The sequence below is a fragment of the Micromonospora sp. NBS 11-29 genome (assembly GCF_002140155.1).
In the GTDB taxonomy this organism is placed as follows: domain Bacteria; phylum Actinomycetota; class Actinomycetes; order Mycobacteriales; family Micromonosporaceae; genus Micromonospora.
This window is the reverse complement of record NZ_NAPR01000002.1, coordinates 212,736-224,957: the sequence shown is the minus strand read 5'-3', so window position 1 is coordinate 224,957 and position 12,222 is coordinate 212,736. Positions and strand designations below refer to the sequence as shown.

Annotated in this window: 12 protein-coding genes, 1 tRNA gene and 1 pseudogene; 7 read left to right on the top strand and 7 right to left on the bottom strand. The window is 73.5% G+C overall.

Translation table 11 applies throughout. The features are described 5' to 3' along the window. The first annotated feature begins 283 nt into the window (after positions 1-283). Positions 284-526: a DUF6458 family protein gene (locus B1205_RS01025; protein ID WP_089153881.1), complete on the top strand. Its 243-nt coding sequence runs from the start codon at positions 284-286 to the stop codon at positions 524-526. Between the two features lie 107 nt (positions 527-633). Here the strand turns inward: B1205_RS01025 and B1205_RS01020 are convergent, their stop codons facing one another. After that, complete coding sequence (locus B1205_RS01020; RefSeq protein ID WP_089153880.1) at positions 634-1,452, bottom strand: isocitrate lyase/PEP mutase family protein; 819 nt, start codon at positions 1,450-1,452, stop codon at positions 634-636. 174 nt (positions 1,453-1,626) lie between these two features. Then, positions 1,627-1,697: transfer RNA gene (locus B1205_RS01015), tRNA-Cys, on the bottom strand. A 366-nt stretch (positions 1,698-2,063) separates the two neighbouring features. Between B1205_RS01015 and B1205_RS01005 the strand changes: the two genes are divergently transcribed. Then, positions 2,064-2,558 carry a TetR/AcrR family transcriptional regulator gene (locus B1205_RS01005; RefSeq protein ID WP_089153879.1) on the top strand — a complete coding sequence of 165 codons (495 nt, stop codon included), beginning with the start codon at positions 2,064-2,066 and terminating at the stop codon, positions 2,556-2,558. Here the strand turns inward: B1205_RS01005 and B1205_RS01000 are convergent. Then, positions 2,479-3,699: an alkane 1-monooxygenase gene (locus B1205_RS01000; RefSeq protein ID WP_089153878.1), complete on the bottom strand. Its 1,221-nt coding sequence runs from the start codon at positions 3,697-3,699 to the stop codon at positions 2,479-2,481. The two genes, B1205_RS01005 and B1205_RS01000, sit on opposite strands and share 80 nt — an antisense overlap. Before the next feature lie 245 nt (positions 3,700-3,944). Here B1205_RS01000 and B1205_RS00995 point away from each other — a divergent pair, with 245 nt between their 5' ends. Further along, complete coding sequence (locus tag B1205_RS00995) at positions 3,945-5,303, top strand: glycosyltransferase family 2 protein (RefSeq protein ID WP_089153877.1); 1,359 nt, start codon at positions 3,945-3,947, stop codon at positions 5,301-5,303. A gap of 6 nt (positions 5,304-5,309) precedes the next feature. On the opposite strand, the gene B1205_RS30590 is transcribed toward B1205_RS00995, so the two are convergent. Then, positions 5,310-5,528 carry a hypothetical protein gene (locus B1205_RS30590; RefSeq protein WP_254909613.1) on the bottom strand — a complete coding sequence of 73 codons (219 nt, stop codon included), beginning with the start codon at positions 5,526-5,528 and terminating at the stop codon, positions 5,310-5,312. Between the two features lie 760 nt (positions 5,529-6,288). On the opposite strand from B1205_RS30590, the gene B1205_RS00985 reads away from it, so the two are divergent. Next, positions 6,289-6,957, top strand: coding sequence for a class I SAM-dependent methyltransferase (locus B1205_RS00985; protein ID WP_089153876.1), 669 nt, complete (start codon positions 6,289-6,291; stop codon positions 6,955-6,957). Between the two features lie 61 nt (positions 6,958-7,018). Here the strand turns inward: B1205_RS00985 and bioD are convergent, their stop codons facing one another. Then, positions 7,019-7,744 (bottom strand): dethiobiotin synthase, encoded by a 726-nt coding sequence (gene bioD, locus B1205_RS00980; protein WP_089153875.1) that lies wholly within the window; start codon positions 7,742-7,744, stop codon positions 7,019-7,021. Then, positions 7,741-8,886, bottom strand: coding sequence for an 8-amino-7-oxononanoate synthase (locus B1205_RS00975; RefSeq protein WP_089153874.1), 1,146 nt, complete (start codon positions 8,884-8,886; stop codon positions 7,741-7,743). The genes bioD and B1205_RS00975 overlap by 4 nt, the downstream gene beginning before the upstream one ends. 155 nt (positions 8,887-9,041) lie before the next feature. Between B1205_RS00975 and bioB the strand changes: the two genes are divergently transcribed. The 3 genes and pseudogenes from bioB to B1205_RS00965 all read left to right on the top strand — a co-directional run bounded on the left by bioB (position 9,042) and on the right by B1205_RS00965 (position 10,746). Beyond that, positions 9,042-10,037 carry a biotin synthase BioB gene (bioB, locus tag B1205_RS00970; protein WP_089153873.1) on the top strand — a complete coding sequence of 332 codons (996 nt, stop codon included), beginning with the start codon at positions 9,042-9,044 and terminating at the stop codon, positions 10,035-10,037. Positions 10,038-10,064: 27 nt separating this feature from the next. Further along, positions 10,065-10,238: pseudogene (gene bsaP / locus B1205_RS29440) on the top strand (biotin synthase auxiliary protein BsaP); the annotation flags it as partial. Position 10,239: 1 nt separating this feature from the next. Further along, positions 10,240-10,746, top strand: coding sequence for a GNAT family N-acetyltransferase (locus B1205_RS00965; RefSeq protein WP_089153872.1), 507 nt, complete (start codon positions 10,240-10,242; stop codon positions 10,744-10,746). 61 nt (positions 10,747-10,807) lie between these two features. On the opposite strand, the gene B1205_RS00960 is transcribed toward B1205_RS00965, so the two are convergent. Continuing rightward, a partial coding sequence (locus B1205_RS00960; protein ID WP_254909612.1) for a non-reducing end alpha-L-arabinofuranosidase family hydrolase occupies positions 10,808-12,222 on the bottom strand: 1,415 nt, incomplete at its 5' end.

Genomic DNA, 12,222 nt, shown 5'->3' with positions numbered 1-12,222 from the left:
GAACCAGTGACCTCTTCCGTGTCAAGGAAGCGCGCTCCCACTGCGCCAATCGCCCGGGGCAGTTCGNAACCCGCGACCCTCACCTTGGCAAGGTGATGCGCTACCAGCTGCGCTACGTCCGCGTCGTCGCCGGCTCGCGTCGGCGACGGGGGAAAGTCTACCCGATGCCAAGATCGCCGCGCGGCAGCCCCCCGCCGGGTCGCGACGGGGCGGTGATTGCGCTGCTCGCCGCCCGGGTAATGAGGAAGGCGACAGCACAACCACCCCCCTGAAGGAGGCTGTCGTGGGTATCGGTACGAGCATCTTCCTGATCGCGGCCGGCGCGATCCTCACGTTCGCGCTGAACGCCAACGTCGGCGGCGTCGACCTCGACGTCGTCGGTTGGATCCTGATGGCGGCCGGCGTGCTCGGCCTGATCATGACGACGCTGGTCTGGGGCCGGCGCCGCACGGTGGTCACCACCGCCGAGCAGCCGGTGGAGTACCGCCGGGTCGAGGAGCGCCGGGACGTCGCCCCGCCGCTGTGACCCGACCGACCGGGGGACGACGGAGCTGATCGGTCCCCGGGTGCCGGCCGACGGGGGTGCCGCGTGGCGCCCCCGTCGACGCGTCCGGGGACGTGCCGCGCCCCGGGTCAGTCCCGCATCAGCGCGTTCAACGTGCCGAAGTCGAGCGCGTCGGCCACCGCGTCGTACGTCCCGGCGCCGAACGCCTCCGCCGCCGCCCGCTGGGCCACCGCGTACGCGGCCTCGGCCACCGTCGGCCCGAGGCTGACCCGGGCCACTCCGAGCCGGGCCAGTTCGGCCACCGGCGGGCCGCCCGCACGGACCATCACGTTCAGCGGCGCGGGGATCGCCGCCACCAGCGCCGCCACGGTCGAGGGATCGACCGTCCCCGGCACGAAGATGCCGTCGGCGCCGGCCGCCAGGTAGGCCTCGGCCCGCGCCACCGTCTCCGGGACCCCGCCGGCCCGGCGCAGGAACGTGTCCACCCGAGCGTTGAGGTACAGCGGGACGCCGGCCCGGTCGGCGGCGGACCGGACCGCGGCGAGCCGGGCGCACTGCTCGTCGACCGGGCGCAGCGGCTCGCCGCCGTCGTGCCGGCCGTCCTCCACGTTCACCCCCACCGCGCCGGCGGCGAGCACCGCGGAGATGGTGGTGGCGACGTCATCCGGGGTGTCGCCGTACCCGGCCTCGACGTCGGCGGTGACCGGGAGCCGCACCGCCGCGGCGACCAGGCGGATCACGTCCACCGCGGCGTCCCGGCCGAGGGCGTCGCCGTCCGGCGCGCCGCGGCTCCAGGCGACGCCGGCGCTGGTGGTGGCGATCGCGTGGGCGCCGGCGGCGGCCACGATCCGGGCGCTCGCCGCGTCCCAGACGTTGACCAGGATCAGCGGCTCTCCGGGCAGGTGCAGGGAACGGAAATGCTGGGCTCGGGTCTGCTGTTCGTTCACCCGCCCAGTCTCGGTCAGGCGGGCCGATCGCGGGACCCCGTGACGCGCCGGCACCGCCGGGACGAAAAAGGTCGTGTCGAAATGATCGACACGACCTTTTTCGCTNGAACCAGTGACCTCTTCCGTGTCAAGGAAGCGCGCTCCCACTGCGCCAATCGCCCTCGTCAACTGCCGAGGTGGAGACGGGATTTGAACCCGTGTACACGGCTTTGCAGGCCGTTGCCTCGCCTCTCGGCCACTCCACCGAGGTTGCCCCCGACTCGCGTGGCGGCATCTCNAACCCGCGACCCTCACCTTGGCAAGGTGATGCGCTACCAGCTGCGCTACGTCCGCACGCCCCCGGTGTTATCCGGTGACGGATGAGAACTTTAGCCGAGCCCGGGAACGGTTGCCAAATCGGGCCCCCCGTCCGCGCGTTCCGGGGTCGGTCGGGGGCAGAGCGCCCCGTAGAGCTTCCTAGGAGCCTGGGTGGTAGCCGGACGACGCCTCTCGCAAGCGCGCCCACCTGGGAATCCTGGCCGACGGGCGAGTGTCCGGCATCCGACTGTCCTACCGCCGACTGGCCGGATTGGTTACTGCTCGTGGTCATTCGGATGGGTTACCGTAACGATGTGACGAGACGTGCCGCCGAGATCCGCCTGGACGCGCTGCTACGCACGGCCTGCGAGGTCATCGCGGAACGGGGGCTCGCCAACACCCGCACGGCGGACGTCGCCGAGGCCGCCGGGGTCAGCCAGGCGCTCGTCTTCTACCACTTCGCCACCAAGGACCGGCTGCTCGCCCAGGCCTTCGCGTACGCCGTGGAGCAGGACCTCGCCCGCCTCGACACGGTGGTCCGCTCCNCCCCGGAGCTGGAGAAGCTCTCCCGCCGGCTCGACCTGCGGTGGCGGCAGGATCTGGCGGCGGTGATCGCCGACGGGGTCGCCGACGGCACCTTCGACTGCCCCGACCCGGCCGGAGCCGCGTGGCGGATCAGCGCCGTCATGGACGGCCTGGCGGTCCAGCAGGCGGTGCACGAGCGCGTGATCACCCGTCGGCAGACCGCCGAGTGGATCCGCCTCGTCGCCGCCCGTGAACTCGGCCTGGAACCCAGCCACCTCGACTGACCGGCTTCCCCTCGGTCGAGGTGGAACGCGCCCGGGGGTGGACGTTCGCGGCGGAGCGGTCGCCCTGGTAGTGGGCCAGGACCCGGGGGTCCATGATCCGGTGCCAGAGCGGCGGCAGCAGCGCGACGACCACCATGGTGGCGTAGCCGGCCGGCAACTGCGGCGAGGCGTCGAAACTGCGCAGCGTCTGGTAGCGGCGCAACGGGTTGGCGTGGTGGTCGCTGTGCCGTTGGAGCTGGAAGAGGAAGACGTTGGTGACGGTCCGGTCGCTGTTCCAGCTGTGCCGTGGGTCGACCTTCTCGTAGCGGCCGGCGGCGGTGCGCTGCCGCGCCAGCCCGTAGTGCTCCAGGTAGTTGACCGCCTCCAGCAGGGAGAAGCCGACCACCGCCTGAAGCCCGAGGAAGATGAGCACACCGGGACCGAACACCACCGCCAGCACGGCGTAGAGCAGCACGGTCATCGCCCAGGCGGTGAGCACGTCGTTGCGCCAGGTCCACGGGCTGCGGCCGCGCAGGCGCAGACGACCGGCCTCCAACTGCCAGGCCGAGCGCAGGCTGCCCCAGACGGTACGCGGCCAGAACGCCCAGAACGTCTCCCCCAGCCGGGAGCTGGCCGGGTCCTCGAAGGTGGCGACCCGGGTGTGGTGCCCCCGGTTGTGCTCGACGTGGAAGTGCCCGTACCCGGTCGGGGCCAGGGCGATCCTGGACAGCCAGCGCTCCAGGCGTTCCCGCTTGTGCCCCAGCTCGTGGGCCGTGTTGATGGCGATCCCGTCCACCACCCCGACGGTGGCGACCAGGCCGGCCGCCGCCGGCCAGGAGAGCCGGCCGCCGGCCCACACCGCGCAGCACAGCACCAGCGCCGCGTACTGGGCGGGCAGGTAGAGGTAGGTGAGCCAGCGGTAGTAGCCGTCGGCCTGCAACGCCGGCACTGCCGCCTCGGGCGGGTTCTCCCGGTCGTCGCCGATCAGCAGGTCGACCACCGGGATGACGCCGAAGACCACCGCCGGGGTGAGCCACCAGGCCCAGCCCGCGCCGGTGGCGTGCCAGAGCGTCCACGCCATGAACGGCAGCGCCGGTACGAGCAGCGCGAGCGGCCAGAGCGGCTTGCGGGTGTCCCGCCACGGGACGGTGTCGATGCGCATCGTCGGGCTCCGATCGGTCGACTTCGTGACCCGACTGTGGCAGCCGACGCCCCCATTTACAAGAGGTGATGATTTGTCAAGGCAGTCACCCCTATCGACCCCTACCTTCGGTGACGGAAAACTTTGCGTACGGTTATCGTCGGGTTATCCCGAGAGCGCCACGCGGCGTTCCCGCAACCAACCCCCGCCGCGTCGGCGGCCCGGCGGCGCTTGCCCGCCGCCCCTCCGACGAACGGAGATCTTCCATGTCGTTGCAGACCACCGGCGCCCCCGAGCTGAGCGTGGTGATGCCGACCTTCCAGGACCCGCACTGTCTGGAGCTGACCCTGCGGGCGCTGGCCCGCCAGACGCTGTCACCGGACCGCTTCGAGGTCGTCGTGGTACGCGACGGCGGCTCGCCGGACGGCTACCCGGAGGCGCTCGCCGCCGGTGCCGGGCTGCGCCTGCGACTGGTGGAGTCCGCCGAGCGCCGGGGCCGTTCCGCGATCCGCAACGAGGGCGTCCGGCACGCCACCGCGCCCCTGCTGGTCTTCCTCGACGCCGATTCCTGGGCCCTGCCCGACCTGCTGGAGCGGCACCTGGCCCACCACCGCGTCCCCGGCAACCCGGAGGTGCTGATCGGCCGCCGGGACGACATCGGCCTGGCCCACCTGGGCGCCGTGCTGCGCGACGATCCCGCGGCGATCCCCCGCCTCTCACCGCACGGCGGCGACATGCGGTTCCCGCCCGCCGGCGTGCCGGACGACCGGCGGGACTGGCTCGAGGTGGCCTGGACGGTCGCCTACACCCACAACATCTCGCTGTCCCGCGAGCTGTTCGACCGGGCCGGCGGCTTCCGCGAGGAGTTCGCGCTGAGCTACGGCATGGAGGACATCGAGCTGTTCTACCGGGTCGACCGGGAGGGCGCCGCCTTCGGGTACGACGACGAGGCGCGCGTCGTCCACCTGCCGCACCACCGCAACATGGGCCGCAACTGGATGGAGATGATGGCCAACACCCGGTCCATCACCGCGGTCTACCCCTGCCTGGAGTGGGAGTTCCTGAGCGTCATCGTCGGCCCCGAGGCGGTCCGGCGGATCATGCTCTACCGCTCCCTGGTCCGCGCCTGCGTCGAGCGTTCGACCTGCGCGATCGGCCCCGCCGTGGCGCATCTCGCCGACCGGCTGCCCGGCGACCGCACGCTCTGGGTGGGCACCGGCAGCGCCGACGCCAAGCTGCCCGACTCGGCGCTGACCTTCGACTACGCCGCCCCGGTCGGGCCGACCAACTTCCACCTGATCGGCCTCGCGCCGCCCATCCCGCCGGGCAGCCTCGACGCGGTGGTCAGCGTGGACTTCTGGCGGTACCTGCTCTGGCCGGAGCTGTGCCAGTTCGTCAACTCGTCGCTGCTGCTGGCCGGTGAGGTGCACCTGGTCGCCACCGGGGCCGACGCACCGGAGATGTCCCCGGTCGACGACACCTCGCTGGCGTACCTGCGCCGGTCCCTGGCCGCCGAGTTCACCGTCGACCTGGCCGAGGTCGCCGGCCTGGGCTCCGTACTGTCGCTGCGCCCGCCGCGGGACGCCGGCGGCACGCCCGCCTTCGTCGAGGCCGCCGCCGGCTGACGGCGGTCAGCGCCAGCGCCGCCGGGTCTGTCGCCGCGTGAGCGGCGGCGGCAGGCCCGCCACCGGCTCGCCGGCCGGGCGCAGCAGGCGTCGCATCCGCAGCAGCAGGCCGGCGCCGAGGAAGAGCAGCAGCCCGCCGAGCAGGAACGCGGCCTGCACCGGACCGAAGGCGCCGGTGGCCGCGACCGGCCGACCGGCCGCGCCCGGCGGTGGCGGCTCGACCACCGCCGCCTCGGTCGGCTCGGCGTCGGTCGACTCCTCCGGCGTGGGCTCCTCGGTGGCCGCCTCCCCCGTGGGCGAAACGGTCGGCTCGGCGGTNGGCCCGCCGGGCCAGCAGCCGCGCCTGCGGGTCGTACGCCTCGGCGGCGAAGCTCACCCGACCGCGTCCGACGTCCTCGGCGAAGGCCACCCGGTAGCGGGCGGTGACGGTGCGACCCGGGCAGAGCACCCCCGGGTCCAACTCCCGGTCGGTCAGGCGGGCGGTGTCCCCCTCGGCGCGGATCTCCAGCGGGAACGAGCCGGTCTCCTCCACCCGGTCCATCTTGACCTGGTCCAGCCGCAGACCCTGCACCCGCAGCAGCATCGACCAGCGCACCTTGACGCACTCGGAGCGGGCGCCCGGGTCGGACCGGGACACCACCGCGGAGAGCGTCTCCACCCGGTTGCCGCCGGTGAACTCGTCCGGCAGGCCGCTCAGCTCCGTGGAGAAGGCCGCCGCGGCCCGCGCCGGCACGGCCCCGCCGTACCCGGTCCCGGCCAGGGCGGTCATCACCAGCCCGATCCGCAGCGCGTGCCGCCACCCGCCCACCACGCCTCCTCAGCTCGCTCGTGTCCACCCGCAACGCTAGGAGCGCGCCCCGCCCGCCGGTAGACGGGCGTGTTCGCATCCAACGTCAACATCGGGGTGCCTTTTCACCGACCGTGGTGAACCGGTCACGGTGGCCCGGCGACACGCCCGGGATCGACCGTGGGCCACAATCACCGCGTGTCCGAACTGTCCGCCGCGTTCGTCCGGCTGCACGCCCGCCTCGCCCCGGTCGCCTTCGTCCCCGAGGTGCGGCTGCACCAGGCCGACGAGCCGATCGGCCTCTGGGAGCTGACCGAGGGTGAGTTCCACAGCGCCCAACCGCCGCCGTTCTGGGCGTTCGCCTGGGCCGGCGGGCAGGCGCTCGCCCGGTACGTGACCGACCACCCGGAGCTGGTCGCCGACCGCCGGGTGCTCGACCTGGCCGCCGGCTCCGGCCTGGTCGCCATCGCCGCCGCCCGGGCCGGCGCGGCCGCCGTCCGGGCGGTCGAGGTGGACGAGCGGGCCGTCGCGGCGGTCGCGCTCAATGCCGAGGCCAACGGGGTACGCGTCGACGCCGAACTGGCCGACGTCCTCGACTCCGACGCCGGGGACGCGGAGGTGGTGCTCGCCGGTGACGTCTTCTACAGCGAGGCGATGGCCCGGCGGATGCTGCGCTTCCTGCTCCGGGCGGCCCGCTCCGGCGCGCGGGTGCTGGTCGGCGACCCGGACCGGGCGTTCCTGCCCCGCGAGCGCTTCCACGAGCTGGCCGGGTACGAGGTGCCGGTGCCCGAGGCGCTGGAGAGCGTCCGGGTGAAGCACACCCGGGTGTGGGAGCTGGACCCGAACCCGCCCGGCGCCCGCCGCTGACGCCTTGCGCTGTTAATAAGGGGCCCCGCCTCTACCGGAGGCGTTAAGAAGGTGCCCTTCCTTACTCCTGCTCGGCCCAGGTGCGCCAGTCGTCCAGGACGCCGTACAACGCGGGGGTCAGCCAGCCTGGGGCGGAGCGGCGGAAGACGCCCGGGTCCATCCCACCGGCGCCGGCCGGCAGCGCGCCGAGCAGGTTCGGCACCAGCTCGGACAGGTTGAGCCAGTGCACCAGCTCGGCCTCGGCCGGCCAGGCGCCGATCACCACACCGGCCGGGACGGCCCGCCGCTCGAGCGCCTCCAACGTCAACGCGGTGTGGTTGAGCGTGCCCAGCCCGGCCCGCGCCACCACCACGGCCGGCGCGCCCAGCGACACCGCCAGGTCGGCCACCGTCCAGGGCTCGCCGGACGGGCGCACCCCCATCGGTACGAGCAGCCCCCCGGCGCCCTCGACCAGCACCAGGTCGTGCTTGTCGGTCTCCTCGCGGATCGCGTCGACCGCGCTGTAGAGCTCCAGCGGCGGCAGCTCGGCGACCCGGGCCGCGGCCAGCGGGGCGAGCGGGTCCGGGTAGCTGACCAGCGTCCGACCGGTGAGCGGGGCGGCCAGCCGGTTCACCGCGTCGACGTCGCCGGGCTCACCGGTGGCCGTACCGGTCTGGCCCGGCTTGACCACCGCGACCCGCAGGCCGGCCGCCTGCGCGGCGGCGGCGACGGCCGCGGTCACCACGGTCTTGCCGACCTCGGTGTCGGTGCCGGTCACCAGCACCGCTCCGGTCCAGCCGTCACTCATGAACCCTCCCGCGCACACTCCACGATCACGTCCAGGGCCCGTGCGAAGTCCGCCCGGTCCACCCCGGCGCCGACGGTCAGCCGCAGCCGGGAACGGCCGTCGGGCGTGGACGGCGGGCGGAAGCAGCCGACCGCGACGCCCCGCTCCCGGCACGCGGCCGCCCAGGCGGTCGCCGCCTCCGGCCCCGGCGCGGTGACCGAGACCACCGCCGCGTCGGGCGCGGAGACGGACAGCCCGGCCGCGCCCAGCCGGCGCACCGCGAGCGCGACCCGGTCGGCCAGCTCGGCGCGCAGCGCGTCGCCGGCCCGGGCCAGCCGCACCGCGGCGTGCACCCCGGCCACCACCGCCGGTGGCGGCGCGGTGTCGAAGATGAACGTGCGGCCGGTCTCCACCAGGTGCCGGACGAACTCCGCCGGCCCGGCGACCACGCCGCCGGCCCCGCCGAGCGCCTTGGACAGCGTCGCCGTCACCACCACGTCGGGCTCGCCGGCCAGCCCGGCGGCGGCCACCCCGCCGGCACCGGCCGGGCCGGTGACACCGAGCGCGTGCGCGTCGTCGACGAGCAGCAGCGCGCCGTGCCGGCGGGCCACCGCGTGCAGCTCCACGAGCGGGGCGAGGTCGCCGTCGACGGAGAAGACCGACTCGGTCACCACCACGGCCGGGCGGCCCGGCGCGGCGGCCAGCGCGTCGGCCACCGCGGCCACGTCCGCGTGCGGCGTCACCAGCGTCTCGGCGCGCGAGATCCGGCAGCCGTCGATCAGCGAGGCGTGGTTGTGGGCGTCGGAGACGAGCAGCGTACGCGGCTGGGTCAGGCCCCGGACGGCGGCGAGGTTGGCCAGGTAGCCGGAGGAGAAGACCAGCGCCCGGTCGACGCCGAGCCAGCCGGCCAGCTCGTCCTCGAGCGCGTGGTGCAGGTCGGTGGAGCCGCGCACCAGGCGCGACCCGGTGGCGCCCAGGCCGTACCGGGACAGGGCCGTCGCGGCGGCGGCGGTGACCTCCGGGTGGGCGGCCAGGCCCAGGTAGTCGTTGCCGGCCAGGTCGACCACGGCGTCGTCGGCAGCACGCGGACGCAGCGTGCGGGTCAGCCCCGCCTCGGCCCGCCGTTCGGCGTCGCGGTCCAGGGCCGCCAGCCAGTCCGCCACCGCGCCGTCCCTCCCGTCGAGCCCGCGCCCGCCCGGGCGCTTCCGCCGGGCGAAGTTACCACCCGGCCGGCCGGCCCCGGCGTGGCGCGGTGCCGGCTCGCCGGCCCGCCAACAGCGGTTCCCCGGCGTCTGCGCGGCCTGTTAGGTTACGAGCCATGCCAGAGATCCTCGACCAGGCCCGGACCCGGGTGCTGGGCAACGGCGTCGGCCTCGACCAGGCCGGCATCCTCGCGGTGCTCAACCTGCCCGACGAGCACCTGCCCGCCGCCCTCCAGCTCGCCCACGAGGTCCGGATGCGCTGGTGCGGCCCCGAGGTCGAGGTCGAGGGCATCGTCTCGCTGAAGACCGGCGGCTGCCCGGAGGACTGCCACTTCTGCTCCCAGTCCGGCCTGTTCACCTCGCCCGTCCGGTCGGTCTGGCTGGACATCCGGGCGCTGGTCGAGGCCGCGAAGCAGACCGCGGCGACCGGGGCGACGGAGTTCTGCATCGTGGCCGCCGTCCGCGGCCCGGACGCCCGGCTGATGACGCAGATGCGCGAGGGCGTCGCCGCCATCCGGGCGGCGGTCGACATCCAGGTCGCCGCCTCGCTCGGCATGCTGACCCAGGAGCAGGTCGACGAGCTGGTCGAGATGGGCGTGCACCGCTACAACCACAACCTGGAGACCTGCCGCTCCTACTTCCCGAACGTGGTCACCACGCACTCCTGGGAGGAGCGCTGGGAGACGCTGCGGATGGTCCGCGACTCCGGCATGGAGGTCTGCTGCGGCGGCATCCTCGGGCTGGGCGAGACGGTGGAGCAGCGGGCCGAGTTCGCCGCCCAGCTCGCCGAGCTGGACCCGCACGAGGTGCCGCTGAACTTCCTCAACCCGCGCCCGGGCACCCCGCTTGGTGACCGGCCGGTGGTCGAGGGCAAGGACGCGCTGCGGGCCATCGCCGCGTTCCGGCTGGCCATGCCGCGCACCATCCTGCGGTACGCGGGCGGCCGCGAACTCACCCTCGGCGACCTCGGCACCCGCGACGGCCTGCTCGGCGGCATCAACGCGGTCATCGTCGGCAACTACCTGACCACGTTGGGCCGCCCGGCGACCGACGACCTGAAGCTGCTGGACGACCTGAAGATGCCGGTGAAGGCGCTCTCCGCGACCCTGTGAGGCGACCGTGACGAAGCTGGNCCGCGCTGGTGTGACCGGTGCGGCGAGTCGGTGGCCGCGGGGCCGCACGCGGCGTGCGCGGCGGCCCGGGCGCTGGAGCCGCCGCGCTGGTGCGCGTCCTGCCGGCGGCGGATGAAGGTGCAGGTCGTGCCGGCCGGTTGGTCGGCGGTCTGCGTCGAGCACGGCGAGCGGCGGGGCTGAGGTGCTGCGGGGGCGGGCGGTGACGCTGCGGCCGGCGACGGACGCGGATGTGGACGCGCTGGCCACGATCCGGGCCACCCCGGAGGTGCGGCGCTGGTGGCGCGGCGGGGACGACCTGGCCGGGGCGGTCCGCGCCGACCTGGCGGACGAGGCCCTGGGCGTCTACGTGATCGAGCACTCCGGTCGGCTGGTCGGCGCGATCCAGTGGTACGCCGAGACCGACCCGGACTACCGCCACGCCAGCCTGGACATCTTCCTCGACCCGGCGGCACGCGGCTCCGGGCTGGGCGGGGACGCCGTGCGCACGCTGGCCCGGCACCTGGTCGACGAGTACGGCCACCACCGGTTCACCATCGATCCGGCGGCGGCGAACACGGCCGCGATCCGGGCGTACGCGAAGGTGGGGTTCCGTCCGGTGGGCATCATGCGCCGCTACGAGCGCGGTGCCGACGGGCGCTGGCACGACGCGCTGCTGATGGACCTGCTCGCCGAGGACCTGGCCGACTGAGCCGGGAGGGCGTGCCCGGCACCGTGTGGTGCCGGACACGCCCTCGTGTTCGGAGCAGGTTCTAGCGTTGCAGGGTCAGCACACCCGGCCGCCACGGCAGCAGGTTGTAGTCGCCGCCCGCGTTGGGGTCCTTGCCCTGGTACAGGAGCTGCAGGTTGCAGGCGTCCACGGTCTTGGTCTGGTCGGGGTTGGTGCGCACCAGGTCACCGTGGCTGATGTCGTTGGTCCAGGTGGCGCCGCTGTTGGCCTTGCCCGCGAAGGGGTTGCTCTCGCTGGTGGCCTGCGGGGTCCACGAGCCACCCAGGCTGGAGGACGTGAACGACCGGAAGTAGCGTTGCCCCTGGCTTCCGATCGCCTCGACGAGCATCAGGTACTGGTTCTGGCCCTGCACCTTGTAGACCTCGACGCCCTCGAACAGGTTGTTGGTCGAGTCGGTCATGACCGTCGTGTAGCTCGATCCGAAGCTGCCCGGGAAGTTCCCGATCGACATGCTCGACCGGTAGATCTTGCCGTTGTCCCCGGCGAAGAAGAGGTACATGTTCTGGTCGTCGCCGATGAGCGTCTGGTCGATCACACCGTACGGGGCGTCCGGGAGGGTGGCGGTGGACAGCGTCTGCGCCGAGGACCAGCCGTTGGCGTTGGTCGGGTCGCTCGACGTCTTGTAGCTGAACGAGGTCGGTCCCCACTGGTACGCCAGCACCCAGATGTTCTTCGGGGCGAAGTAGAGCAGCGTGGGCGCCACCGTGCCCTGGCTCATTCCGGTCTGGCTGGCCGAGGCCATGTCGGACCAGTTCGTGAACAGGCCGAAGTTCATCGAGCCGTACTGGCCGCTGCTGTTGACGTTGGACGCGTAGACCAGGTGCTTGCCGTTGTAGACGACGTTGGTGAAGTCCTTGACCGAGACCCAGCCGTTCTTCGGGCTCGCCAGCGCGCCGGTGGACGACCAACGGTAGGTCGACGGCAGCGCGCAGCCGTTCGGCGGCGGCGTGGAGGTCGGGGACGTGGTCGGGGACGTGGTCGGCGTCGGCGAGGTGCCGCCACCGAAGTCGGTCCGCCACTGCTGGTTGGTCTGCCCGTGGCAGTCGTAGAGCTGGACCTGCTGGCCGTTGCCGGTGCCCCAGACGTCCAGGCAGCGACCGGACTGCACGCCCGAGATGGTGCCGTTGGAGTTGACGTTCCACTGCTGGTTCGACTGACCGTTGCAGTCGTAGATGATGACTCCGGTGCCGTTCGCGGTGCCCGCGCCGTTCGCGTCGAGGCACTTGCTGCCGTAGACCATCAACTGCTTGCTGGCGGTGTACGTCCACTGCTGGTTCGACTGGCCGTTGCAGTCGTAGAGCTGGACCCGGGTGCCGTTGGTCTGCGTGGAGTTGGGCACGTCGAGACAGCGGCCCGACTGCACCCCGACGATCCGGCCGTTGCCGCCGCTCGGCGGCGGACCCGTGGTCGGCCCGGAGGTCGGGCCCGAGGTCGGGG